At 32.3% G+C, this 24,600-nt stretch carries 26 protein-coding genes; 10 read left to right on the top strand and 16 right to left on the bottom strand.

Features of this window, described 5'->3' with window-relative positions; all coding sequences use genetic code 11:
* The first annotated feature begins 379 nt into the window (after nucleotides 1–379).
* Nucleotides 380–1,738: an MFS transporter gene (locus CM54_RS09955; protein WP_037550877.1), complete on the top strand. Its 1,359-nt coding sequence runs from the start codon at nucleotides 380–382 to the stop codon at nucleotides 1,736–1,738.
* 77 nt (nucleotides 1,739–1,815) lie between these two features.
* Here the strand turns inward: CM54_RS09955 and lepB are convergent, their stop codons facing one another.
* Genes lepB through CM54_RS09940 form a run of 4 tightly spaced genes read right to left on the bottom strand, consistent with a single transcriptional unit; the run spans nucleotide 1,816 to nucleotide 3,655 of the window.
* Nucleotides 1,816–2,391, bottom strand: coding sequence for a signal peptidase I (gene lepB / locus CM54_RS09950; RefSeq protein ID WP_002434115.1), 576 nt, complete (start codon nucleotides 2,389–2,391; stop codon nucleotides 1,816–1,818).
* Nucleotides 2,392–2,416: 25 nt separating this feature from the next.
* Complete coding sequence (locus tag CM54_RS12630) at nucleotides 2,417–2,578, bottom strand: VraH family peptide resistance protein (protein ID WP_002434595.1); 162 nt, start codon at nucleotides 2,576–2,578, stop codon at nucleotides 2,417–2,419.
* Between the two features lie 25 nt (nucleotides 2,579–2,603).
* Nucleotides 2,604–3,260: a hypothetical protein gene (locus tag CM54_RS09945; RefSeq protein WP_037550875.1), complete on the bottom strand. Its 657-nt coding sequence runs from the start codon at nucleotides 3,258–3,260 to the stop codon at nucleotides 2,604–2,606.
* Nucleotides 3,261–3,274: 14 nt separating this feature from the next.
* Complete coding sequence (locus CM54_RS09940) at nucleotides 3,275–3,655, bottom strand: hypothetical protein (protein WP_037550873.1); 381 nt, start codon at nucleotides 3,653–3,655, stop codon at nucleotides 3,275–3,277.
* A gap of 683 nt (nucleotides 3,656–4,338) precedes the next feature.
* Here CM54_RS09940 and CM54_RS09935 point away from each other — a divergent pair.
* The 5 genes from CM54_RS09935 to CM54_RS09915 all read left to right on the top strand — a co-directional run bounded on the left by CM54_RS09935 (nucleotide 4,339) and on the right by CM54_RS09915 (nucleotide 8,182).
* Nucleotides 4,339–4,740, top strand: a complete 402-nt coding sequence (locus CM54_RS09935; protein ID WP_037550871.1) for a YxeA family protein — start codon at nucleotides 4,339–4,341, stop codon at nucleotides 4,738–4,740.
* Between the two features lie 13 nt (nucleotides 4,741–4,753).
* Nucleotides 4,754–5,152 carry a YxeA family protein gene (locus tag CM54_RS09930; RefSeq protein ID WP_037550869.1) on the top strand — a complete coding sequence of 133 codons (399 nt, stop codon included), beginning with the start codon at nucleotides 4,754–4,756 and terminating at the stop codon, nucleotides 5,150–5,152.
* 162 nt (nucleotides 5,153–5,314) lie between these two features.
* Nucleotides 5,315–6,073: an ABC transporter ATP-binding protein gene (locus tag CM54_RS09925; RefSeq protein ID WP_037550867.1), complete on the top strand. Its 759-nt coding sequence runs from the start codon at nucleotides 5,315–5,317 to the stop codon at nucleotides 6,071–6,073.
* The gene (locus CM54_RS09920; RefSeq protein WP_037550865.1) at nucleotides 6,063–7,943 is read left to right on the top strand and encodes an ABC transporter permease; all 1,881 of its coding nucleotides are present in this window, start codon (nucleotides 6,063–6,065) and stop codon (nucleotides 7,941–7,943) included. Before CM54_RS09925 ends, CM54_RS09920 begins: the two co-directional genes overlap by 11 nt.
* Before the next feature lie 44 nt (nucleotides 7,944–7,987).
* Nucleotides 7,988–8,182 (top strand): VraH family peptide resistance protein, encoded by a 195-nt coding sequence (locus CM54_RS09915; protein WP_002434632.1) that lies wholly within the window; start codon nucleotides 7,988–7,990, stop codon nucleotides 8,180–8,182.
* Between the two features lie 87 nt (nucleotides 8,183–8,269).
* Here CM54_RS09915 and lip read toward each other — a convergent pair whose 3' ends face one another.
* The 3 genes from lip to CM54_RS09905 all read right to left on the bottom strand — a co-directional run bounded on the left by lip (nucleotide 8,270) and on the right by CM54_RS09905 (nucleotide 12,313).
* Nucleotides 8,270–10,540, bottom strand: coding sequence for a YSIRK-targeted triacylglycerol lipase (gene lip, locus CM54_RS09910; protein ID WP_037550863.1), 2,271 nt, complete (start codon nucleotides 10,538–10,540; stop codon nucleotides 8,270–8,272).
* 501 nt (nucleotides 10,541–11,041) lie between these two features.
* The gene (locus CM54_RS12625; protein WP_002454386.1) at nucleotides 11,042–11,191 is read right to left on the bottom strand and encodes a hypothetical protein; all 150 of its coding nucleotides are present in this window, start codon (nucleotides 11,189–11,191) and stop codon (nucleotides 11,042–11,044) included.
* Between the two features lie 477 nt (nucleotides 11,192–11,668).
* Nucleotides 11,669–12,313 (bottom strand): hypothetical protein, encoded by a 645-nt coding sequence (locus CM54_RS09905; RefSeq protein ID WP_231469445.1) that lies wholly within the window; start codon nucleotides 12,311–12,313, stop codon nucleotides 11,669–11,671.
* Between the two features lie 222 nt (nucleotides 12,314–12,535).
* On the opposite strand from CM54_RS09905, the gene CM54_RS09900 reads away from it, so the two are divergent.
* On the top strand, nucleotides 12,536–12,946 hold the full coding sequence (locus tag CM54_RS09900; RefSeq protein ID WP_037550860.1) for a DUF3139 domain-containing protein: 411 nt from the start codon (nucleotides 12,536–12,538) through the stop codon (nucleotides 12,944–12,946).
* A gap of 139 nt (nucleotides 12,947–13,085) precedes the next feature.
* Here CM54_RS09900 and CM54_RS09895 read toward each other — a convergent pair whose 3' ends face one another.
* The 3 genes from CM54_RS09895 to CM54_RS09885 are packed head-to-tail and all read right to left on the bottom strand — an operon-like array spanning nucleotide 13,086 to nucleotide 16,079.
* On the bottom strand, nucleotides 13,086–14,288 hold the full coding sequence (locus CM54_RS09895) for an ABC transporter permease (protein WP_037550858.1): 1,203 nt from the start codon (nucleotides 14,286–14,288) through the stop codon (nucleotides 13,086–13,088).
* Entirely contained in the window at nucleotides 14,281–14,967 is a 687-nt protein-coding gene (locus tag CM54_RS09890; RefSeq protein WP_023349962.1) for an ABC transporter ATP-binding protein, read from the bottom strand. The genes CM54_RS09895 and CM54_RS09890 overlap by 8 nt, the downstream gene beginning before the upstream one ends.
* On the bottom strand, nucleotides 14,964–16,079 hold the full coding sequence (locus CM54_RS09885; RefSeq protein WP_037550856.1) for an efflux RND transporter periplasmic adaptor subunit: 1,116 nt from the start codon (nucleotides 16,077–16,079) through the stop codon (nucleotides 14,964–14,966). The genes CM54_RS09890 and CM54_RS09885 overlap by 4 nt, the downstream gene beginning before the upstream one ends.
* A gap of 243 nt (nucleotides 16,080–16,322) precedes the next feature.
* Between CM54_RS09885 and CM54_RS09880 the strand changes: the two genes are divergently transcribed.
* Nucleotides 16,323–16,973 carry a YIP1 family protein gene (locus tag CM54_RS09880; protein WP_037550854.1) on the top strand — a complete coding sequence of 217 codons (651 nt, stop codon included), beginning with the start codon at nucleotides 16,323–16,325 and terminating at the stop codon, nucleotides 16,971–16,973.
* 1,094 nt (nucleotides 16,974–18,067) lie between these two features.
* Here the strand turns inward: CM54_RS09880 and CM54_RS09870 are convergent.
* The 3 genes from CM54_RS09870 to CM54_RS09860 are packed head-to-tail and all read right to left on the bottom strand — an operon-like array spanning nucleotide 18,068 to nucleotide 19,362.
* Nucleotides 18,068–18,622 (bottom strand): TetR/AcrR family transcriptional regulator, encoded by a 555-nt coding sequence (locus CM54_RS09870; RefSeq protein ID WP_037550852.1) that lies wholly within the window; start codon nucleotides 18,620–18,622, stop codon nucleotides 18,068–18,070.
* Nucleotides 18,588–18,983 carry a DUF3147 family protein gene (locus CM54_RS09865; RefSeq protein WP_037550850.1) on the bottom strand — a complete coding sequence of 132 codons (396 nt, stop codon included), beginning with the start codon at nucleotides 18,981–18,983 and terminating at the stop codon, nucleotides 18,588–18,590. The genes CM54_RS09870 and CM54_RS09865 overlap by 35 nt, the downstream gene beginning before the upstream one ends.
* 19 nt (nucleotides 18,984–19,002) lie before the next feature.
* Nucleotides 19,003–19,362 carry a DUF3147 family protein gene (locus tag CM54_RS09860; RefSeq protein ID WP_037550848.1) on the bottom strand — a complete coding sequence of 120 codons (360 nt, stop codon included), beginning with the start codon at nucleotides 19,360–19,362 and terminating at the stop codon, nucleotides 19,003–19,005.
* Between the two features lie 260 nt (nucleotides 19,363–19,622).
* On the opposite strand from CM54_RS09860, the gene CM54_RS09855 reads away from it, so the two are divergent.
* Both CM54_RS09855 and CM54_RS09850 read left to right on the top strand, forming a co-directional pair.
* On the top strand, nucleotides 19,623–20,258 hold the full coding sequence (locus CM54_RS09855) for an HAD family hydrolase (protein WP_023349967.1): 636 nt from the start codon (nucleotides 19,623–19,625) through the stop codon (nucleotides 20,256–20,258).
* 66 nt (nucleotides 20,259–20,324) lie between these two features.
* Nucleotides 20,325–21,035, top strand: coding sequence for an SDR family NAD(P)-dependent oxidoreductase (locus tag CM54_RS09850; protein WP_023349968.1), 711 nt, complete (start codon nucleotides 20,325–20,327; stop codon nucleotides 21,033–21,035).
* A gap of 62 nt (nucleotides 21,036–21,097) precedes the next feature.
* On the opposite strand, the gene CM54_RS09845 is transcribed toward CM54_RS09850, so the two are convergent.
* The 3 genes from CM54_RS09845 to mnmG are packed head-to-tail and all read right to left on the bottom strand — an operon-like array spanning nucleotide 21,098 to nucleotide 24,581.
* Nucleotides 21,098–21,937, bottom strand: a complete 840-nt coding sequence (locus CM54_RS09845) for a ParB/RepB/Spo0J family partition protein (RefSeq protein ID WP_037550846.1) — start codon at nucleotides 21,935–21,937, stop codon at nucleotides 21,098–21,100.
* Between the two features lie 47 nt (nucleotides 21,938–21,984).
* Nucleotides 21,985–22,704 (bottom strand): 16S rRNA (guanine(527)-N(7))-methyltransferase RsmG, encoded by a 720-nt coding sequence (rsmG, locus tag CM54_RS09840; protein ID WP_002454373.1) that lies wholly within the window; start codon nucleotides 22,702–22,704, stop codon nucleotides 21,985–21,987.
* Nucleotides 22,704–24,581: a tRNA uridine-5-carboxymethylaminomethyl(34) synthesis enzyme MnmG gene (gene mnmG, locus CM54_RS09835; protein WP_023349969.1), complete on the bottom strand. Its 1,878-nt coding sequence runs from the start codon at nucleotides 24,579–24,581 to the stop codon at nucleotides 22,704–22,706. Before mnmG ends, rsmG begins: the two co-directional genes overlap by 1 nt.
* Between the last annotated feature and the right edge of the window lie 19 nt (nucleotides 24,582–24,600).

The raw sequence follows: 24,600 nt of genomic DNA, 5'->3' as shown, positions 1-24,600 counted from the left end.
AGTGAGGGTTTTTTAGTATGGCTAAGATCATCCATTAATAACCTACTTTTTTATTTAATATGATTAAAAGCAATTATGCTTTAGATAATAGACTTTAATAAGGGATAAGAATATTTTTAAAATTAAATTCTAAATCTAAACAAATAGATTTTTCGCACAATTCTGGATATTATCAACATGTTATTATATGATGTGGATAACTTGAAGTTTATCTCTAAATGTTGCTATACAGGTGTTTGTGATTAGTTATCCATAAAGTTATCCACAATTATTAAATAAATATGTTAGTAATGTTAATAAAATTTTAACCTCAAGTTAATTGTTACTTAATGACACTCAATTACGCTTAAAAAGACAAATAATTTAAGGGAATGATAATATGGAAATCGTAAAAAATAAAAATGATTTATTTAGAATTATCGACCATGCAGACCAGAAACATACATCTAAAATTCTTCTTTTTATGATATTAGGCACGATTTTTTTAGATGCGTATGACATTACCATTTTAGGTACAATGACAGACCAGCTAACGAAAGAATTCCACCTATCTCCAACAATGCTTTCAGTGGTTATGACTTCCTTACCTATTGGAGCACTTTTTGGAGCCATACTAGGGGGTTCACTTGCACATAAATTCGGGCGTAAGCGTATATTATCTGTCTCATTACTTATCCTTGTAATCACTTCTTTAGGCGCAGCACTTGCTCCTCATTTAGCTATTTTACTTATCTGCCGCTTCATTATGGGCTTCGCTATCGGTATGGATAGTCCTGTTGCATTCACTTTCATTGCTGAAATTAGTAATAAATGGCAGAAAGGTCGTAATGTTAACTATTGGCAGGTTGTATGGTATGTAGCAATCGTTGCCTCAGCTTTAGTAGTTATCGCCTTCTTTTTAATGGGTACAGGTGAACACTTATGGAGATTCGCAGTTGGCTTTGGTGCTTTGATTGCTTTAGTACTCTACATTTTACGTATTAATTATTTAAAAGAGAGCCCAACTTGGATGATTAATCACCACTCTCTTAAAGAAGCTACCGAGTATGTACGGAATAATTATGATGTGGATTTAAAACTTGAAGGTACGGGGGAGTCATTTTCCGAGAATAAATCTTCAAAGCCATCTGGTACTGAAATATTTAAACCTAAATATTTGAAAAGGATTGTACTAGCAACAGCCATTTCAACATTACAGGGAATGCAGTACTATGGAGTAGGATTATATATCCCAATAATTGCAACTTACATAATTAGTAAAGATAAATTAGGCGTGCTATTAGGTACAGCTATCGTGAATATAGCAGGTATTATTGGTGCTTATATAGGATCACAACTGACATATAAGGTAGGTACACGCCGACTCACAATGATTGGTTTCAGTCTTGTGTTAATCGCGATGGTTATGACAGGCTTGTTCTATCACAGTTTACCAATGATTATCAATACATTCTTAATCGCATTGTTCTTATTTGGACATTCTGGTGGACCTGGTACACAAGGTAAGACGATTGCGGCTTTATCATTCCCAACATATTTACGCTCACAAGCTACTGGTTTCGTAGAATCAGTAAGTCGTACGGGAAGTATTATCGGTACATTTGTATTTCCGATTATACTTGCAGCTGTGGGATTAACAAATACGATGCTTATCTTAGCCATCGTTCCTTTAATTGGTTTAATTATCACGACTGCATTGAGATGGGAAGCTGTTGGAAAGAATGTAGAGGACGAGTAAATATTATATAAAGAAAGCCTCTTAGCTAGACCTCCCTTAATTGAGGGTAGTCTAAATTGCTAAGAGGCAATTTTTTATTAATTAGGGAAAGTACCTGGATTGAATCCGCCTTTCCATTTATTTAACGGCCAATATCTAAATAATACTTTACCAACAAGTTGATCTTTATCGACTAATCCTACATCATAACGACTATCAACACTATTTTGACGATTATCCCCTAATACTAAGTATTTATTTTTAGGGATTTTCATATGTCCATTAGCGCCTCTAACTGTTTTAGATTTAAAATTCTCAGTTAAATACTTTCCGACTTTATGTTTCTTATTATAATTTAAATATGGTTCCGACACTTTCTTATTATTTAAATATAATTGGTCTTTCTTGTACTCTACAGTATCTCCAGGTTTACCTATTAAACGTTTAATATAGTCATCTTTTTTAGTTGCATGGAAAATAACGACGTCGCCAGAATTAATATGATTCAATGTTTTAGAAATTCGGCTGACCATCACTTTATCCCTGTCTTCAAAAGTAGGATGCATAGACTCACCTGAGACGGTATAGGAAGTAAACAAGAATTTCGTTACTAATCCAACAATGATAAGCGCTACTGCAATTGCAATAATCCATTCTAATATCTCTTTTTTCATGGTTTAGGCTCCTTGATTCTTTAAATTATTCTTCTTCAGTTGTGTGGATAAGGTAACCCACTCCTAACGCTGCAGGTATACCAATAAATGGTGTGAACATTGAACTAAATAATAAACCAAATACTAAGGTACATAAGATACCTAAATATCCACTTTTTTGTTCATTCTCAATAAATTTTTTTATCAAAGATTTAATTCTCCTTTAATGCTCACTATTGTACTATACCATTTTTAATTTTTACATTCTTACCGGTTTTAATTTTATCGTATTGTTTTTTTGGTACAACAATGACGCGTTTACCTTTATTCGTTTGTATAGTAACAGTGTATAATTTTTCATGAGGTTTCATTTGATTTTTTAACATATTCATTTGGTACTTCACACTACTTGTCTTACTCTGATTCTCTTGGGAGGCAATGATATAGAAATATAACCAATTATTATAGTATGACGTCGCCATATATTGTGAAGTATATGGTGCACCTGAGCTGTATCGTCGTCTTGGTGCCATCATTGAACGTGCTTGTTGAGATTTAGTGTGATATACACCTTGTTTATACTTCGAAGCATTACTACTAGAAGCTATACTACTTGTTCTAGTTGCTTGTTGCGCAGCACGTTGGCTTGATTGTTGGGCAGCTCGTGACGCATTAGCTGCACTTGAGCGACTCATTGATGAACTAGATGATGTTGAGCCTCTTGAAGCTGACGAGGAAGCACTTGATGATGAACTACTACTTGAACTACTTGAGCTAGAACTACTAGACCCTCCTGATGTTGCAGCGTCTAATTCCGTTGATAACATACCAAGTGAGGCTGTAGTGAAAATAATCATTAAACTTATAAATTTTAATATTTTACCTTTCATCAACTCACCTTTTCTTATTTAGATACTTCATCTTTAGAAACTGCTTTACCTTCAACATCATCATCGCCGTATGTCATGTAAGGTGGGCGATAGACATGAATTTTGCTACCATCTTTAACTATGTATGGTTTTTTATTTCCATCACTTAAAATATGTTCATAAACATGTTTTAAATCTGTTTTCTCTAAATGTGATTTACCTTTATTGTCTTTATATTTAATCTCTACATTAGGCGTGTCTTCTCCACCATCATTTAGTACTTCATAATATACGTATTCATATTTATCTGATTTTTGACTTTCCTTCGAAGGTTCTTTCTGCTTTCCAGTTCCCCCACAAGCTGTGAGGATAAATGCTAAACTTAACAAACCAATTAATAGTATTAACCTTTTCATAAACATACTCCTTTATAGTCTTTAAAGTTTCATAAAAATTATAACAATTGTTTTTTAAATTCATATTAAGATTTAACCAAACTCAATGATTTACAATGTTATTTAACTGCATCATCTCATAAATTAATTATGTAATACAAATTGTTTTTTAATATCCCAAATAATTAAAAAATGTTGAGAATGAACATTAAAAATTCCCAACACTAGTTGATTACATCTATTTACTTTCTTTAAAACCTTTGCTGACTATAATATTGATAATTAGCCAAATCATAGGCGCAAGAAATATTCCTATAAATAGAAAGGCAAATTTATATCCTTCCATTTCATTGTTTAAGCCATTCATTAAAACTAATACTAGTAAAATAAGTGCCACCACTATCCAAAAAAATTGTCGCCACCCACCATCAAATCTATGAAATTTTCATACTTTTACCTCATTTATAGTTAAGAAATATATTAAGCATGTCTGGTGTTTCAACTTTTAAATTGATGTTATTGATGTAATCATATCAAACAGTTCTAAAGGTTAAAAACGTTCTTAATTACACATAGAAGGATCAAATTTTATAAACCTTTCAACCGTGTAAGTTTCAATCGTTGATTTGTAAGATTAGATAAAGGCAACGTTACAATAAAGCTCCTACAATGAAATTGTAATCAATTCAAAGGAGTGTTTATTCATGAAAGCATTAAAAATTTCATTAACTACTGTAGTAGTTATTATCTTATTACTAGTAGGATTACTTTTCGGATTAAAAGTTTATGGCGATCATCATCCAAATAACAAAGATGTTAAAAGTTTAAATATGGCTAACCCTTTAGAACCAACAAAAGAATATTATGTGAAAACGACTAAACCAATGAAACATAAACCTAAGCAATATGAAGATGTTGATAACGTTTATAAGACTACTGGTTATGATGATAAAGGCAACAGTAAAAAAATCTTATACACAGGAATGAAAAAACTTAAACCAAATCATTATTTAAAAATTAAAGAAAAATTAAACACAGTGAGAAGCTATGAAGAAGTTAAAAAAGATGAAATTCCTAAAAAAGCAATGAGTAAATTAGAGAAATAAATGGTGAAAGATTATGAAAGCTTTGAAGAAACTATCAATTACACTAGGCATTTTTATTCTTCTAATTGGTGCGCTCATGCTAGTGGGTAAAATTTATAGTGAACATCATCCAAACGACCCCACAGTACGAGATTTAAATAAATATAATTTTATGATACCTAAAGAAGATTATTTTGTTAAAACTGATAAACCTGTTAAAAAAGAAAAATTCGGAACAGACTTCTATAATTATACTTATAAAACTGTTGGTTATGATAAAAAAGGTGATGGCAAGAAAATCACCTATACCGCAACTAAGAAATTAAAAACAAATCATTATCTCAAGCTAACAACAAAACAGGATCAAGTTTTAAGTTATTCAGAAGTTAAAAAAAGAGAGATTCCTGAAGACGCCAATAAAAATTTAAATTAATTTATTTCCACGATCTTTTAAAAGGTCGTGGTTTTATTTTTATAAAGATAATTAAATCTTACATACCTGTAAGTTACAACAAGCAATTTGTAAGGTTAGATAAAGGCAACAGCCATAGATTCTCTCTACAATTTAAGTATAAACATATTGAGGAGTGAGAAGATGACGATATTAAAAGTTAACAAATTATCAAAAGTATATGGAGACAAACAAAAGTACCAAGCACTTAAAGATATCAGTTTTTCAGTTGAAAAAGGAGAATTCGTAGCAATCATGGGACCTTCTGGTTCAGGTAAAACTACATTATTAAATGTTCTTAGTTCTATTGATACTATCTCAGGAGGTTCTGTAGAAGTCGATGGTAATGAAATAAACAAACTAAGTAATAAAAAGCTTGCAAATTTCCGTAAAAAACAACTTGGATTCATTTTCCAAGATTATAGTGTACTGCCTACTTTAACCGTTAAAGAAAATATTATGCTTCCACTTTCAGTCCAAAAAATTCAAAAATACGAAATGGAACAGAATTACAAAGAAGTGACAGAAGCTCTTGGTATTAATGACCTGGGAAATAAATATCCTAGTGAAATCTCTGGTGGACAACAACAACGTACGGCAGCGGCTCGAGCTTTCGTTCATAAGCCAAATATTATCTTTGACGATGAACCTACGGGTGCTCTAGATTCGAAAAGTGCTCAAGATTTACTTAATCGATTAGAAGATATGAACAAACAATTTAATTCAACGATTATTATGGTTACTCATGACCCATCAGCAGCAAGTTTTGCTGAGAGAGTAATTATGTTGAAGGATGGTAATATTCATTCTGAAATTTATCAAGGAGACGACTCTAAACAAGACTTCTATCAAGAAATCATCAAATTGCAATCGGCATTAGGTGGTGTCACTCATGACGTTTAATCAAATTACGCTTAAAAATTTAAGACAGAACATCAAACACTATGGCATGTTCTTATTCTCTTTATTATTAAGTATCGTACTTTATTTTAGTTTCTCAACTTTGAAGCATTCACACAGTATTAATAATTCAACTTCTATGGCAATAATTCAAAAAGGATCTAGTTTCGGAGCATCAATTTTATTCATTATTATTATTATATTCTTAATGTACGCGAACCACTTATTCGTTAAAAGACGTACAAAAGAGTTTGCATTATTCCAACTTATCGGACTCACAAGAGGAAATATTCTTAGAATGTTAAGTATTGAGCAATTCGCGATATTTGTAATTACAGGTATCTTAGGCGTGCTCATTGGAATTTTCAGTTCACAACTTTTACTTGCCATTGCTTCTAAATTGATGAAGTTAAAAGTTCATCTTTCAATAGGATTTGAACCCCAAGCACTAATCATTACTATCATAATGTTAGTCATTGCTTTTGTTTTAATACTTGTTCAGAATTACCTTTTCCTAAAAAGAAGAAGCATCTTAACAATGATGAAAGATAGTTCTCAATCTGAAGCAACTAAAGCACGTATTACAGTTCCTGAAATTATTGGTGGTATCCTAGGTATCTTAATGATAGCTTTAGGGTATTATATGGCAACTGAAATGTTTGGTGTATTTAAATCACTTACTATAGCATTAGTTACACCATTCATTATTTTATTCTTAACAATTGTCGGTGCTTACTTATTCTTTAGAAGTTCAGTGTCACTCATTTTTAAAACGATAAAACGTTCAAAGAATGGTCGTGTTTCAATCACAGATGTGGTGTGTACATCTTCTATCATGCATAGAATGAAGAAAAATGCGATGTCATTAACAGTCATCGCCATCATTTCAGCGTTAACTGTTACAATTCTTTGTTTTACAGCTATTACTAAAGCAAATTCGGATTATAATATTGAATCATCAACACCACAAGACTTTGACTTCTCAAAAGGTAAGCAAGCGCATAAATTTGAACAGCAATTAGATAAAAATAATATTAAACACGATAAACATACTTATGAGTCAATTAATCCTAAAACAGTTAAAGATAACGTTATGACATTACAAGATGATTCTGAAGGTTTCTCACAGAATACGTCAATGATTGTTAATAAAGATATTAAAGGTAATAACGCTCGATTAACAAACACTAAAACCGCTATCGGAATGATGAAATTTAATATGAATCAAAGTATCACAGTTAAAGGTAAGTCTAAAACAACTGTAAAAGTAACAGATAAAGACGATTCCAAAGTTTATCCATCTGAATTATCATATGCAGCTCCTATAGTAGAAGTAAGTCCTAAAGTATACAATTCATTAAAAACAGATAAAAATACTGCGCACGTTTATGGATTTAATATTAAACATCATAGCGATATGAAAAAAGCTGAACGTATCGCGTCGAAAGTTGATCCAAATGTAACTTCTAAAGATGAATTGAAAAAAGTGGTGGACGCAACAAATGGTATTTTCATATTTGTAACTTCATTCTTAGGATTAGCGTTCTTAATCGCAGCTGGATGTATTATTTACATTAAACAAATGGATGAAACTGAAGATGAAATCGATAACTTTAAAGTCTTACGACGAATCGGATTTACTAATTCTGATATGTCTAAAGGGTTATTATTAAAGATTTTATTCAACTTTGGATTACCTTTAATTATAGCTCTACTACATGCGTTATTTGCGGCACTAGCCTTTATGCATGTTATGGGCAATGTAACAATGGTACCTGTATTCCTAGTAATGATTGTTTACACAGTCATCTACCTCATCTTTGCTCTTATAGCATTTATACACTCAAATCGTGTCATTAAGCGCTCAATTTAAAAAGGATTTTTCAAATAATTAATTAAAAAAGGATGGTATTTATTATGAAAATTAAAGATTTAATCAAACAATCATATGAGGATTTAAAAAATTTAACTATTAACTGGTTCAATATCTTAATGTTAGTTGTCATTGTATTTGTTTTAAGTAATATTATTACGCCTATCGCAGGTATTCCTGTTGGACTATTAGGAGGCGCATATTTCTTAAAACGTCGTGAAGAAAAAGAAGATCAATAACTTAATCATAAAAAAAATAACACCCTCATTGGAGATGTCAGTACAGTTCGACACATCCTTTGAGGGTGTTTTTACTATGTGAAGTTATTATTTTTTAGTTAGACCATCTAATTCCTCAACTCTCATCATATTATTTATCATACCTAAATAATATTTTCCTAATTCAGCACCAGTACGTTTGAAATCAGGGAGATCAAGGCCGATTAAATCTGCATGATCCCAACCGTTTTGTACAGGTCTGACTTGCCAAACCCCTTTACTTGTAGCTGGGTTCAAGAAGCCTACTTTTTTGAATGCTTGAGCAGTAGGATATATTGACGATGATACAGGTACTAGACCGTCATTCACTCTTACATTTTTATTTTTATCTCTACCAATGATACGACTCGTTATATCCATTGCGAATAACTGTCTTACGTCTGGTATTTGAAATCCTAGAGGGCCAGTATGCGTAGCTGCACCTGTATAAGTTGTGTATACAATATTAGGGTTTAAGTTTGTCATTTTATTTAACTTTTCAGCACCAGCAGTTGTTAAATCATTAATTGCTTGGTCTTCAGTATCCCAAATTCTACTATTTGCAACGCGTTCAGCATATTCTATATAGCTTTCATTTGGTTTTTGTTTAAAGCCCCATTGAGAAAAGCCTAAATTTAAATCTAGCAATCTACTACCACTTAGACGTCCTATACGATTCATTGCATCTTTAACAATTTTACGTGTACCTAATTTATCGGCAGCAGGCGTACCATTATGTGGTGTTCCTACAGTAGTAATAGTTGATATCATATTATCTTTTCCACCTTTGAAGAGATCTGATACCGTACCACCATGTTGACGTTGATAGTCTATTTCTTCTTGATTTCCATTTCTTAAGAAATGCTCCATCAAACGAATCGTTTGACCACCCATACTATGACCAACTAAATGAATTTTTTTACCAGGTGCCCAATCCGGCATAATACCTTCATATGTTCTACCATAACGATGATGACCATATTTAGCCGCATGAGCTGCACCGTAGTCTACGCGACCGCCTTTAATGTAGTAGTACAAGTCAACCGCACGATCATAGTTACTGCTAAATGCACCAATATTTGCTTCATGTACACGGTAACCTTGTTTAGTCAATTCACTTTTAATATTATATTTACCTCCACCCCAATAATTTGGATAAAGTGTAAACGCATCTTCACCGACTAAACCAGCAAAACCATGAACGAACACGACAGGATATTGATTTTTATATTGAGCTTGTAGCGTTTGTTTAGAAAGTTTGTTCGGTTGATGAGATTGTAGTGTTTTTGGTGCTGTGGAAGTCGGTCTTTCTGTTTTATCTGTTTTAACTGATTTTTTTGTAGTATTTTTATTTTCTTGTTTCATGGATGGAGTTTTCTTAGTTGGTTGGTCTACTTCTTTTTCATTATTTTGTTCCCGAGTATCTTGTTCTTTATTTGAAGATTTTAATTGAGTTGAGTCTTTCGGGTCATCATTGTTTTCAGTAGATCGAAGTTGAGTATTTTGTGATGATTGATGGGCACCCTTAGACTGAGGATTATCATTGTCAGTTTCGTCTTTGTTGTTTCGAGACTCTTGCGTTGTTTCTTGAGGTTGTGAAGATGAGGAATTTTGTTTAGATTCTTTTGGGTATGTAGTATCACGAGTTGATAAATTATCCTCAGATTTTTGTGAGTGCTGTGAATCTGGTTTATCTTGAGGGTCTTGTTGATCTTGCGACTTAGTTGATTCTTGAGATTCAGAAGGATTATCGCTTGAGTTACTTTGAGTTACTTTATCATTTTCTGATTTGGTTTCTGTTGATTGCGTTTCTGATTTATATTGCTTGTTATCAGTTGATGCTACTCTATCTTGCGTAGATGTACTATCAGATGTTTTTTCACTACCTTGTGTTTTTTTAGACGGAAGGACGTCTTGATTATCTGATTCTTCCTTCTTAGTATCAATCGCTTCTGATGTGTCTGGAGTATCGTTATGATTAGTTGCTTCTTTCGTGCTTTCTAATGACTGATTTTGAGAGTTTTCTTTATCTTGAGGATGTTGAGTTGGATTCGTTTGTTGTGCTTGAGTAGATTGAGTTGATTCCGATTGCTGTGGTTGAGAAGTTTTTGAAGATGATAACTCAGACTCACTTGGCCGTGATTCATTTTCTTTTAAATTCTTTTGAGCAGTTTGAGTTGTTTCATTTGAATGTGAAGGTTTATTAATTTGTTGGTTTGTCTCTTCTGCGGCATGTGCTTGTTGTCCCCCAATAAAAATCGTTATACCTGTGACAATAGACACGACTCTGACAGCGTACTTTCTAATACTAAATCTTTTCTTTTCATTATAATTTTTCAAAATAATCACCTCTATAAGTTTTTTCCCTTATAAAGATTGAAAATATAACTGCTATCTTTAAATTAACATACAAACGTTTAATTTTTTTAACTTTTTTTATTAAAGTTTTGTTAAAATTTGTATTTTTATATTTTGCTTTCTTCTATATTTTCAATTTAACAAATAATTATTATAATTCGATAGATTACCTGTAATTTGATATATTAAGTACTAAATAATATGTGTGAGGTTATTTTTAATGGAGAGTTACCAACAATTTCTAAACAGCCCTAATACATTTATATGGATAGCTTTTATTTTATATTTAATTAGTAGTTTAGTCTTTTTTAGTGTCACAGTTTTCGTGGGTTTACGTCATGTGTCTCTTAAAGAAAGAATCATTACTACCTTTGTTTTAAGTATCGTTTTAACACTTACGTTGACTACACTTACTTATTGCATCGTCTCTAAATAAAGAACTGGAAAGTCTGAATTAAATAACAACTTTCCAGCTTCACTATGTTAAACTCTATAATCTTCTACATTTATTATTTCATCACATTGTTTTGCTATTAATTGATCATGTGTGGCTATTATAATAACACGGTCTTTAGCTTTTAGACTGAGGAGTGCTTTAATAATTTTCTGACAATAGTCAATTATATATTTCATTATAAAACCCACCTGCAATAAACAAGTGGGACATGTTTCTCATAAAAATTAGTAAGATTCTCTTTTGAAGTTATTTAAAATCTTTTTCACATAAATCTATCTTGTTGATAAGTATTTGTTTTAAGATAAATTGCATAAAAATATTTCTTTATGAAAATAAATAGTCTCTTTGAGTAAAAAAGAAGCTGAGACGTAATTCATTGTCTCAACCTCACTCAATATGTTGGCAGTAGATGTCTGAATTGAAAGTGCGCTTATATCAAGCTTCTTTCAATCCTAGTCATCCTTGTCGCGGGACCCCAACATAGAGAATTTCTTTAGGAAGAAATTCTACAAACAATGAAAGTTGGGGTGGGACGACGAAAATAATTTTGACAAATTATGTTTTCTGTCCCACTCTCTTTTCGATGAGTTAATATAATGATGTATTATGAGTAGTACTTTCGTATATTTTATACATTTAATACCTTAATCATTTTAACCTCTTGTATATATCCGAACCGGTTTTGACTTGATATACCGATGGAGAGCATATGGATAAATAATGAATTGTGGTTGAGAGAAAGGGCGAACTGAGGATGGTCCGGCACCATAATAATAAGATTGCCAAACAAGTTTCGAACAATATGTAGCTCCTTTTGAATATGGATTCGGCGTTATATTATAGGGCACATGATTAAAATGAGATTTCGCATAGTTTCTAGCTTTGCCTCTATATTTTTTTGATGCTCGATATACACTGATATAACGATGTTTGGGGTGTCCTTTTTTCTTTTTTAAAGTACTATATTTCCATTTTCGAAAGCTTTTTGTCCTTGTAGATTTTCCATATCCACGAGCTTCTTTAATGTATCCATTCCCTACGTAAATCGCAGCATGACCTGTGAGCCCTTTGGCGCTTACACCATTTGTGATGAAATAGTCACCTTTTTTCAAATGAAATTTCTTTTTTCTTTTACGATTTTCTCGATCTATTTGGTCTTGTTTTTGTTGTTTCTGCCATTGTTCTTCAGCTGTTCTCTCAAACTTTGCTTCTTCTTCACGATTTTTAGCTTGAATTTGCTTCCATTGTTCTTCAGTAATTGATTTAGACACAACACCTTCATCTTGAAGTTCTTTCAACGAATTAGAGTTAGTTGAGCCTCAACTTGAGCGTCTATACTTCCTGTAGTTAAAACTGTGCCACATATTGTAGTACATAATAAACTAGTTATTAACTTTTTCATTGATTTCCTCCTATGACTTGACTGTGTCTCATTAAAAAACATATCATAAAATTGTATTATTTATTTAAATTTTACAAAATATTAAAAGAATAAAAATACTTAGTTAAGGAGATTAAATATGAAAAAAGAATATACATCAAATTATATTATTCCAATAAGTATTCTTATTGCTTTAATTGTTGTCCCTATATTAATTTTCACTTTAGGTAAACATATTTATTTAAATTATCAAAAACATGAAGAAGATAAACTCGAAGCAAAAGTTCACAGTGTACTTAAGCAAAAAGGTTGGGAAAACAAAATTAAAACAGAGAAACCCAATTTCACGTTGAATACTGAAGAACGGGACGTAGTTGTTACTTTTAAAGATGAGCCCTATAATACATATCAATATGAGGTTAATGATGATGGTAAAGTAACGGGAGATGCAGAGTTAAAAATGAAATATCAAGAGCGTTTTGATAATGATAAAAAATACAGAGAATATAGAAAGCGTCATCATTTTGAGGAAAAGTATGATTTAAAATAAAAAGACCTACTCTAATATCATTAGATAAAGTAACTTCAATTAAATCAATTTTTTAATAACAATTATTAAAATTTAAGCGTGAGTAGTCTGCATAAAAGTAACTACTCACGCTTTTAAGATAATTATATAGAAGCAATCGTTATTTAATAATATCAATTAATTCTTTCTTAGATGCGGCACGTGCTGGTATCCAACCGAACACAATACCAATAAGAGTAGATACACCAACAGCTAAGATTACGGAGCCTAGACTGACGGAACTCTTAACCATTTCTGGCGTCACAGCATCAATTAGTGTCGCTATGATAATACCGAGTATTAATCCAATAATACCACCAATAAGACATAGGACCACACTCTCGACCAAGAATTGTATTTCGATATCTCGACCTTTGGCACCAAATGCACGTCGGATTGCAATTTCTTCTGTACGCTCAGTAACTGAAATGTACATCACATTCATCACACCAATACCAGCAATAAAGAGTGAAATACCTGCAACTGCTGCAACAAAGTAAGTAATGGTATCTAATACTTTTCCGATACCTTTCATCATTTCTTCATTGTCTTGATAACTATATTGCCCTTCAGATGTGCCAGTACCTTTTTTATTTAGTTCTTTTTCAACTTTTTTACCAACATCTTTTTTCGCAGAACTCTTATCCACAGTAACTAATAATTGAGGCATACCCTGAGACAAGTTACCCATATATTTATTGAACGTCTTAGTAGGAAGTTGCACAGTCGATTCTTCAGGCATTCCCATACCGCCAGCGTCCATTCCTGAACCTTCAGATACACCAACAACTTTAAATCCTTCACCATTCACATAGATAGACTTACCTATCGCATTATTGTTAAACACTTTTTTCGCAAGTTTACTATCAATGACAGCGACTTTCTCTTCAGTGTCATTATCATCTTTAGTAAAACCTTTGCCTTTGTCTACATCGGTAAGCTCGTTTTGTTTTTTAAGACTGACATCACCGCCACCATGTGAATTGGTGATTTTAGCTGAATACGTGCTATCATCGTCTTCTTTGATTTTGGCATTCTTAACACCTTTAACTTGTTCTACTACACTTATATCTTCTTGTTTAAACGGATTATTCTTAGGTGCCTCCATATTCTCAGTCATAAATGAAATAGAAGCTTGATCTTTACCCGCACCCGCTTCATCAAATTGTTCATTTGTTGATTTCTTAAATCCATTACCTAAAGACATAATAGTAATGACAGCTGCGATACCGATGATAATCCCAATCATCGTAAAGATGTTTCGACGTTTATTCTTTAAAATTGAGCGAAAGGCGACAGCAATAACATTAGAAAAGTTATTCATGCGTCAACACCTCTTCCTCTCGCACACGACCATCTAAAATATGAATAATACGATCAGCTTTATCCGCTACATCACGGTCATGTGTAACCATAATCATCGTCGTTCTTTTTTCTTTATTTAGTTTAACGAAGAGTTCCATAATATCTTGAGACGTCTTAGAATCAAGCGCACCTGTAGGTTCATCAGCAATAATAAACTTCGGATTATTTATAATCGCTCTAGCGATGGCCACACGTTGTTGTTGACCACCTGATAATTTATTCGGCAATAAATCTTCTTTACCTTTAAGACCGACGTCTTGAAGACCGTCTAAAACTTTATTTTTACGCTCTTTACTCCCTATTCCGTTATAAATAAGAGGGATACTAACATTCTCAAGAATTGTATTATTTTGGATTAATTTAAAGTTTTGAAAGACAAACCCTACAGTATGGTTTCGAATTTCAGCAAGCTTATTGTCTGAACTTTTTTGATAATTTTCTTTATTGAAAAGGTATTCCCCTTCATATCCGCGATCGATAAATCCTAATATGTTGATGAGCGTACTTTTACCTGATCCTGAAGGACCCATGATAGCGATAAACTCTCCTTCATCAATATGAATATCAATATCCTTTAAAATATGATTAGATTCATTACCATTTTTAAAGTGTCGATTGATTTTTTTCAACTCAATCATGATGACACCTCAACTTTTTCTCCATCATTTAAATTACCTTTAGGATTTTTAATGACTTTATCACCAGACTTAAGTCCTTTTTTAACAATGATTTGACCATTGTTTCGTTCAATTTTGATATCACGTTTATGAACTTTATGATTTTCATCAACCACGAACACATCGTTATCTTTAGTTAATACATTATCAGGTAGTTTTTTAGTTTTTAAAGGAATCTTCGCATCCATAGAGAAACCTGATCTAACTGGGATATCTAAATCTCCAATAACTACTCTGTATTTAGATGTGTCGCCTTCTTTACCTCCAGAAGGATTATTCACAGTTGGATTAGAAGCTTGAGCGCCTGAACCTTCACCTTCTTCACCGCCTGCTTGAGCACCACCAGCTGCTTCACCCTCACTACCGGAATCATAACTAGTAGGAAGCTCATCAATTTTGATAATCTTACCTTCACCTTTTTTACCTGTACTATTTACAGTAACGTCGACTTTATCTCCCTCTTTAATTTTATTAATATCAAATTCTGTAACGGTCGCATTAATTTGAGGGTTATCTGAAATTAATTGTAAAATCGGTTGTCCATCACCAACATCTGAATCATTTTTGATATTTACTTTACCATCAAATGAAGCATACATACTGTCATTCACTTGTCTGTCGTGTTGTGCTAATGACTGTTGTGCTTCGTTTAATGAGCTTTGATCTTGAGTAAGTTTAGATTGCAATTGGCTATTATTAGGGCTTTGATTAATCTTTTGATAATCATCATTCACTTGACTTTGTGCTTGGTTCACTTTATTTGCTAATTGTTCACGTTTACTAGCATTCGTGTCATAATTAATTAAACGATCCCCTTGTTTAACCTTCTGTCCATCATCAACAGATGCACTTAAAAATGTCCCAATTGAGCTGTTATTATTATATGTTTTTACAGATTTAGGAGAAGCTTTCCCCTCTAAACTAATAGGTGTCTCCTTCTTAACTGTATATGTATCGTAACCTTCACTGTCTTTCTTACCTGACCCATTTACCTGTTTCACGATAAAAGCAGCGATAATTAATAATAGAATGATTGCAATTCCTATGATGATCCACAATATTTTCTTTTTCATATCTATTTCTCCTTAATAATTGATTGCAATTGAAATGATAACACAAATGTAAAATTAGTAATATTTTATATATATAAAATTTACAAAATCTTAGAAATGTTAATATTGAAAAAACATTCATTCTCTAAAATTATTATGTATAGGCAATGAAATTTAACTAAAATTTTAAATTGCTTATTTTATAAAATAGATTTAAATGTTAACATTTAAGTGATATTAATAAACAAAGGAGATATACATATTATGGAAAATCAAAATATCGAAAATAATCAACTAGAAAACTCAAGCATTCCATTTGTAAATCATTTTAGTAAGTTAAGAGAAAATCCAAAATGGTTAGTGAAGTTGTTAATTCTAATAGTTTTAGCCATAATAACTGCATTCGTAAGTTACTTTGCTACAAAAGATTCTGTATTATCACAAACTAATGGTCAGATGAATTCTGGAGTTTACTTGATAATGACAATAATAACTGGTTTCTTTGGCATGCTTTTTAACGCTGGAATAGTTTTTGTGATTTTCTTAGTTATTTCTAAAATATTTAAATCTGATGCTAAAGGTAGCAGTATCTTTTCTGCTGCACTTTCATACTCAATTATAATTAATGCTTTCTCTCTTATTATCATTATTATCCAACTATTATTTGGATTAAGTATTCTTGAATATAAATTAGACAGTTTAAACATCTTCGCTAAAGGCAACAAATTTTTAATGGCATTAAACTTAACTAACTTATTAAAAGCATTTTTAACAGGCGTAGTTTATTACTCAACGAGTCGCTTATCTAAGAAAACATCTATTATATTAGGTATCGTTGCTCTAGTTTTATTAGTTGGATTTGGTTTAATAAGTGGAGCTTCTGGTCAATCAATGCCAAATATGAACACTAAATAATCACAAGAGGTACAAAAATGAATTCAGGATTAATATTATTGATAATCATTTGTTGTGGTATGTTACCAATTATTATTAGTTTGAATGAGAAAAAGAAAAAATAACTTCGATGTGATGTGCACTCCATTAGTAATGGCTATGAATCTAACTTAATGGGGTGCATATTATATTAGCAAAAATGGGAAGTCGCAAAATAAAGATGGGAAATAAATTCCAAAAAACTACCAAACTAAAGACAACATTTTGAGATGTTTGATTTTTTAATATATATTTAAATCAAGAAAAACATTAATATTCTCTATATATAATTTTCATTCTACATTGAATTTTAAGAAGGTGAAATCAATGGTTTTAACTATATTTTTAAAGATTATATTTTGGTTATGTCTTGTTTGTTCAATAATGATGCCAACTTTCATTTTCGGAATAAAACAACATAAATCAAAAAAGATAAAATAAGCAAAGTAGAAAGAGTCAGATAGCTAATTTAATAATTAAATTAGACGGTTTAAGCTCTTGTTCACATCATTACTACAATCATGGTTGTATTATTGTGTTATTTTCCCAAATGGCTATTTAAGCATAATAATACGAAAATATACGTTATTAGCCAATAACTTAAAAATCCCCTCACTATCTCGAGTAGTGAGGGGTTTGGTAATATTAATGCATGAACTCTTATTAATTTAATTAACACACTAGAAGAAGTAAAAATGCAAAATACATTAGTTATCCTTTATTTGTTGCTCGCTTTCATTAGATGCTATTATTTTTTTGGAGGAGGATTTTGATGATTACTATACTAATAGTTTTTTTACTACTTCATTTGTTACCTGCCATATATCTTGGAATAAAATACTTTAAATTAAAAAACAATAATGCCTCAGATAAAGAATTTAAAAATCTTTCTAAATCAATGATGAGAGCAGAAAGTATCATTATTCCGATTTCAATATTATTAATGTTATTACTATATTTTATTAAATAAAAAGTTGTCTGATCATTAGATATTAATAAACTGCATACAAATAAGAAACTAACACTTCGTTCAGTCTACCCTCTACAAAAAAAAACGTTCCTTATTTAAGGAACGTTTACTCTTTCTTTACTGGTTCATACGCTTCGATAATTCTATTCAACATCTTTTCAATGTAATTTTCATCTAATGAGTCGGGTTTGATTAATATATTGAAGTAAATAGGCGAGAAGATAAGATCTATAAATAAGTCTTGCTCTTCATCTTTAATATGCTTGCTGATAATCTTTTTTAATGTTCTTCGATTACTATTAAAATAATCTGTCATAAACGTTTCTCGTGCTTCGATCTGTTGATGACTGATTAAAATTTCAATCACTGCACTACCTAATTTCGTCTTATAAATATCTTTGATTTTCACTAAAAAATGATACAAATCTTCATATAAATTGTCGCTCTCATGGATAAATATCTTTTGTGATTGTTCAACAAACATATCCATAATAATTGACGATTTATCTTTCCATCTACGATAAATCGTCGCTTTAGAGATACCAGTATTTTCCGAAATCTGATCAATTGTTATGTCTCTAAAATGTATTGTTTCTAATAAACGGTTAATTTCTTCATAAATTTTCTTATTTATTGTTGGATCTTTCGGTCTTCCAGCCATGTTTAACCCTTCTTTTATGCGTAATAAATTCAACAATTTCAAATATAACTACTGCACTTACAAACCATACAATAAATCCACCAATAATACTAACTAACCACATTTGTGTTGATTGTAAAAGTCCCCAAGTAGCTAAAATACTAAATAATACGCCTATCATACCAAAGACTGCGCCTCTACTCACATGCATTGCCATCTTATCACCAAATTGCATGCCTGTGATAAACATTGAAACTAAGAACACTGCTGGAAAAGTTGCAAAGATACCTCCGAACTCTTTCCAAGGTAATACCATTGATACAATGTAACTCACTAATACTGCAAATCCACCAACGAGAAACTTTATTAATACTAATTTCATTATTACAATGCCTCCATCATTAAATATGTCTAACTACAAATATTGCTATAGAAATGACAAGCCAACATATAATTGAAAATATAGTCCCACTCTTATAATTTCTTTTACCTATAAATAGTGAGGTAAAGAATACAGTAACTATACAAGATATAATTCCTACAATCGCACCTGTACTAAGATGTATAGACATTTGAATCAGTTGTTGACCTCGATGATCTATAGCTAAAGCAATCACTGCAGCAAGGTAGACTGCCGGCATAGTGGCTATAATACCACCTAACTTACCACCGACTTTATCTGCCATAACTGATGCGAGCGCAACTGCAAGACCACCTATTACAAAATGGAGAATAGCACTTGAAATCGATATACCAAACACAATAACCCTTCTTATCAATTTTAATTATTAAACGAAACGTTTCGTTTACTTTTAGTGTAAATCGGTTATAGTGCGTTGTAAACATTTCCACTAAAATACCTAATTTTCTAAAAATACCAATAGTATGTGTTTCACGTAAAACAATTATTAAAGTTTTTGCATTATCTAAAATAACTTATTTATAGTTTAGTTTGTTGCTTGATAGATTTATGTTAAAGTTTTTATAAAATCATTTTCTAATTAAGTGAGGTTAGACATTCATGTACAAAAATTTAATCTTTGATTTCGATGGTACAATTGTAGATTCTAAAGAATGTAGTATAGTTGCTACTCAAAAATCTTTTAAAGAAAGAGGGCTAGAAGAACCGACAGTAAATCTGATTGAGTATTATATGGGAATACCAATAGAAAAGTCATTCAGTTTAATGAGTTCCGTTGATTTAGATGACCATCAGTTAGAAGCGCTTATCAAAACCTTTAGGCAAAATTATAAAGAGGTTGAATCATCTTATTTAAAACTTTATAAACATATGACTGAACAACTCCAATCACTCTCAAAAGATAAACAGTTATTTGTAGTATCAAGTAAGAAAACAGATGTGCTCATTCGTAACTTAGAGATCTTAGACATAGATCACTTATTTACAGAAGTAATAGGGTCAGACAAAGTTAATCATTATAAACCTTCACCTGATGGCATCAACTATATCTTGAATAAATACCAATTAGAAAATGAAGAAACTATTTATATCGGGGACGCTATATTTGATATGCAAATGGCAAATAGCGCAAAAGTGGCATCATGTGCAGTCACTTGGGGTACACACAGTATTGAGGAATTAAAATCTGAGAATCCAACATATATCATTCATGAGGTAACTGAATTAAATTTCTAATCTTTTTTAAATTCTCGAAAATTCAATTAACATCCCTTCATCAAACATATAAAGGAGAAAATCACTTTGAGTAAAAAAGTTTTAATTACAGGTGCGAATAAAGGCATAGGCTTTGAAACAGCGAGACAACTTGGAGAGCAAGGTTGGTACATATTACTCGGGGCTAGAAATGAGCAAAGAGGGATGGAAGCAGTTAATACGCTTCAACGAGAAGGAATTAACGTAGAATGGGTTAGAATAGATTTAAATCACGATGAAACAATAGATTCAGCTGCACAATACATTAGAGCACATCACAGTGATATTAACGTCTTAATAAATAATGCAGGTGTTTCAGGAAATATGCAGGCTAAGCCATTAGATGTGGATGTTGATGAGTTAAGATCTTTAACAGAGGTTAATTTCTTCGGTAATTTCCAAATGATTAAAGCTTTCACACCAATCTTAGCCCGTAATAAAGGTAGAATAGTGAATTTAACCATCCCTTTGAAACCATCAAGTTTCTTCGAACCATTTAGTTACATTGCAACGAAAGCACCACTTAACTCAATGATTAAGCTCTTTGCAAGACAATTCAAGAAAAGTAAAATACCAGTCGAAATTTTCGGTATTATGCCAGGTGGAGTGACGACTGATTTAAACAATCATCAAAAAGGTCTACTCATGCGTACCGTCAGTGAAGCTGCCCAATCCATTGTAAAAGTGGTCACAGACAACCGTAATCACAATGGTAAAATCTTACTTAGAGTCACGCCTTTTAAACTATTTAAAAAGTAAATACTTTCAATAAAAAAACGAGTTAGTGCAACAATATACTGCATTAACTCGTTCTTTTCTTACTATTTCTTATATATTCTAATTTTTATTTCATAATAGTCATCATGGTCTTTGTCTTTATGTTCAACACGTAAGCCAGACTGCTCGATGGCTTCAATACTTTTACCCACTTCATCTCTCGCTTGAATCACATCTTGTGAAAATTGGAAAGTCTGAGCTTTAACTTTTTCAGGACCTGTCTTTTGACGTACTTTATCTTCAGTTTGTTTAACGTTTAATTTCTGATTAATGACTTGCTCAATTAATTCTTCTTGCTCATCTTCGGGTAAAACTAAGACAGCACGGGCGTGTCTTTCAGTTATCTTTCCTTCACGAAGACGTTTAATCACGTTAGGAGCAAGTTTTAATAAGCGTAATTTATTAGCGATGAAACTTTGACTTTTACCTAGACTCTTCGCTAATTCACTTTGCGTAGTATCTCCTATTTCAAGCAATTTTTTATAAGCTTCCCCTTCTTCAACCACAGATAAATTCTCACGTTGAATATTCTCAATTAACGCAACTACTGCCGTTTCTTCATCATTCATGTGACGAATAATGACGTCAGCTTGTGGTTTATGCAATGATTGTAATGCTCTGAATCGACGCTCACCAGCAATAATTTCAAACATATCCTCTTCTATCGGACGTACAACGATGGGTTGCAATAACCCATGTTCTTCAATCGATTCAGCTAATTCTCTTATCTTATTTGGCTCAAATACTTGTCTTGGTTGATAACGATTGGGTACGATACGTTCAATATGAATGGATTCAACATTATTATTGCGCTCTTCTTCAGTATAACCAACGATGTCATCTTTATTTTTTAAACCAAATAATTTTGAAAAAGGTTTCTTCATTATCCATTCTCTCCCTCTCAATTATTTGTTATATAGTATGTCTCTTCTTAGCTCTCAAGTAGTGGAGATTTGTTTGGCGTACCTGGTTTCCTTGGGTATTTCTTAGAAGTCTGTCTACGTTTATCAATCACTATCATTTGTCTTTCACCAGCATCCTCAGGCAATTCAAATGAAAATGTTTCTTTCACGTTTCCACCTAAAATATTAATAGCAAAGTTCGCTTCTTGCAATTCCTCTTCGCCTTTAGATGACTTAAGTGCGATAAATTGGCCACCTTTTTTAACTAAAGGTAAGCATAATTCACTCAATACAGTAAGACGTGCAACAGCACGTGCTGTAACGATATCATAAGACTCCCTGTAGGCTCCCTTACCATAAGATTCAGCACGATCATGCACAAAACTGACATCTTGGAGACCTAACTCTGCGGCTAAGTGGTTGAGAAATTGAATTCGTTTATTAAGTGAATCCACAATCGTTACCTTCAATTCAGGAAAAACTATTTTCAAAGGAATACTTGGAAATCCTGCACCAGCTCCAACATCACAAATGCTTAATTCTCCATCGAAGTCATAATAGAAGCTAGGTGTAATTGAATCATAGAAGTGTTTTAAGTATACATCATGTTCTTCCGTAATACTTGTTAAGTTCATCTTTTCATTCCACTCAACAAGTAATTGATAGTACGTTTGGAATTGTTCTTTTTGCGTTTCAGACAATTCAATGCCATGTTCACTTAATTTCTTAGATAGCCATTCTACACTCATTATTGATTCACCCTTTGAAGTTTCCCTTGTTCTAAATAGACAAGTAAAATTGAGATATCTGCTGGATTTACACCAGATATACGTGAAGCTTGTGCAATATTTAATGGTTTTACTTCTGCTAATTTTTCTCTAGCTTCAGAAGCTAAACTATCTACTTTACTATAATCCAAGTCTTCAGGAATTTTCTTCTCTTCCATACGTTTTACTTTTTCAACTTGTTGTAAAGATTTATTGATATAACCTTCATATTTCGTTTGTATTTCAACTTGTTCTTCAACTGCATCAGGTAGTTGGTGGTCTTCTTCTAGAATCTCTAAAATCGTATCATAAGTCATCTCAGGACGACGTAATAAATCAATTGCTAAGATACCATCTTTCAAGCGTGAGCCACCTTTTGACTCGATAACAGATTGAGTGTGATCGTTTGGTTTAATACGAATGTCAGTTAAGCGTTGAATTTCGTTTTGAATTTGTTGACGTTTCTCATTAAAGCGTGCGTAGCGTTCTTCAGAAATCATGCCTAACTCATAACCTACATCAGTTAAACGTAAATCTGCATTATCATGACGTAGCAATAAGCGGTATTCAGCACGAGAAGTTAATAATCTATATGGTTCATTAGTTCCTTTAGTCACTAAGTCATCAATTAATACACCGATATATGCATCAGAACGACTTAAGATTTTCTCTCCAGTACCTAGCACTTTACCTGCTGCGTTAATACCTGCCATGATACCTTGTCCTGCCGCTTCTTCGTACCCTGACGTACCATTAATTTGACCTGCAGTATATAAGTTCTTAATTGATTTTGTTTCAAGGGTTGGCCATAACTGTGTAGGCACAATCGCATCATATTCGATTGCATAACCTGCGCGCATCATGTCTGCCTTTTCAAGACCAGGAATTGTCTCTAACATTTGACGTTGAACATGTTCAGGAAGACTTGTAGATAAACCTTGTACATACACTTCATTCGTATTACGACCTTCAGGCTCTAAGAAAAGTTGGTGTCTAGGTTTATCGTTAAAACGAACAAATTTATCTTCAATTGATGGGCAATATCTAGGACCAGTACCTTTAATCATACCTGAATACATCGCAGATAAATGAAGATTATCATCAATCACTTTGTGTGTTTCACCATTTGTATATGTTAACCAACAAGGTAATTGATCTAAAATATATTCAGTCGTTTCATAACTAAATGCACGACCCACATCATCACCGGGTTGAATTTCAGTTTTAGAATAGTCGATTGTTTTAGCATTCACACGTGGAGGCGTACCTGTCTTGAATCGAACTACATCAAATCCAAGTTGTCTTAAGTTGTCAGCTAGAGTGATAGAAGGTAATTGATGGTTTGGACCACTAGAGTATTTCATATTACCTAAGATGATTTCACCACGTAAGAACGTACCTGTTGTAACAACTACTGCTTTAGAGCGGTATTCTGTTCCAATATTCGTACGTACGCCTTTCACTTCATTATCTTCAATAATTAACTCATCCACCATGCCTTGCATAATATCTAAGTTATCTTCGTCCTCGATTACACGTTTCATTTCTTGTTGATATAACACTTTATCTGCTTGTGCACGCAATGCTCTTACAGCCGGTCCTTTACCAGTGTTCAACATACGCATTTGGATATGTGTTTTATCAATTGTTTTAGCCATTTGTCCACCTAACGCATCGATTTCACGCACTACAATACCTTTTGCAGGGCCACCAACGGATGGATTACATGGCATAAAGGCAATATTATCTAAATTAATTGTTAACATTAACGTTTTCGCACCACGTCTTGCTGAAGCTAAGCCCGCTTCAATTCCTGCATGACCAGCTCCAATGACAATTACATCATACTCTTGAACCACTTTTTTACCTCCTTATATT

The organism is Staphylococcus sp. TE8, assembly GCF_000692055.1.
In the GTDB taxonomy this organism is placed as follows: Bacteria; Bacillota; Bacilli; order Staphylococcales; family Staphylococcaceae; genus Staphylococcus; species Staphylococcus capitis.
The sequence above is the reverse complement of the archived record's forward strand: the minus strand, read 5'-3'. Positions and strand labels throughout refer to the sequence as shown.

Coding starts and splice junctions, on each gene's coding strand:
- CM54_RS09870 (WP_037550852.1), bottom strand. CDS start 18,622: ATGGCTGGAAGACCGAAAGATCCAACAATAAATAAGAAAATTTATGAA.
- CM54_RS09955 (WP_037550877.1), top strand. CDS start 380: ATGGAAATCGTAAAAAATAAAAATGATTTATTTAGAATTATCGACCAT.
- CM54_RS09865 (WP_037550850.1), bottom strand. CDS start 18,983: ATGAAATTAGTATTAATAAAGTTTCTCGTTGGTGGATTTGCAGTATTA.
- CM54_RS09920 (WP_037550865.1), top strand. CDS start 6,063: ATGACGTTTAATCAAATTACGCTTAAAAATTTAAGACAGAACATCAAA.
- CM54_RS09845 (WP_037550846.1), bottom strand. CDS start 21,937: ATGAAGAAACCTTTTTCAAAATTATTTGGTTTAAAAAATAAAGATGAC.
- CM54_RS09945 (WP_037550875.1), bottom strand. CDS start 3,260: ATGAAAGGTAAAATATTAAAATTTATAAGTTTAATGATTATTTTCACT.
- CM54_RS09940 (WP_037550873.1), bottom strand. CDS start 3,655: ATGAAAAGGTTAATACTATTAATTGGTTTGTTAAGTTTAGCATTTATC.
- rsmG (WP_002454373.1), bottom strand. CDS start 22,704: ATGAGTGTAGAATGGCTATCTAAGAAATTAAGTGAACATGGCATTGAA.
- CM54_RS09900 (WP_037550860.1), top strand. CDS start 12,536: ATGAAAAAAGAATATACATCAAATTATATTATTCCAATAAGTATTCTT.
- CM54_RS09925 (WP_037550867.1), top strand. CDS start 5,315: ATGACGATATTAAAAGTTAACAAATTATCAAAAGTATATGGAGACAAA.
- CM54_RS09895 (WP_037550858.1), bottom strand. CDS start 14,288: ATGAATAACTTTTCTAATGTTATTGCTGTCGCCTTTCGCTCAATTTTA.
- CM54_RS09915 (WP_002434632.1), top strand. CDS start 7,988: ATGAAAATTAAAGATTTAATCAAACAATCATATGAGGATTTAAAAAAT.
- CM54_RS09935 (WP_037550871.1), top strand. CDS start 4,339: ATGAAAGCATTAAAAATTTCATTAACTACTGTAGTAGTTATTATCTTA.
- CM54_RS12625 (WP_002454386.1), bottom strand. CDS start 11,191: ATGAAATATATAATTGACTATTGTCAGAAAATTATTAAAGCACTCCTC.
- CM54_RS09930 (WP_037550869.1), top strand. CDS start 4,754: ATGAAAGCTTTGAAGAAACTATCAATTACACTAGGCATTTTTATTCTT.
- CM54_RS09855 (WP_023349967.1), top strand. CDS start 19,623: ATGTACAAAAATTTAATCTTTGATTTCGATGGTACAATTGTAGATTCT.
- CM54_RS09880 (WP_037550854.1), top strand. CDS start 16,323: ATGGAAAATCAAAATATCGAAAATAATCAACTAGAAAACTCAAGCATT.
- lepB (WP_002434115.1), bottom strand. CDS start 2,391: ATGAAAAAAGAGATATTAGAATGGATTATTGCAATTGCAGTAGCGCTT.
- CM54_RS09885 (WP_037550856.1), bottom strand. CDS start 16,079: ATGAAAAAGAAAATATTGTGGATCATCATAGGAATTGCAATCATTCTA.
- CM54_RS09890 (WP_023349962.1), bottom strand. CDS start 14,967: ATGATTGAGTTGAAAAAAATCAATCGACACTTTAAAAATGGTAATGAA.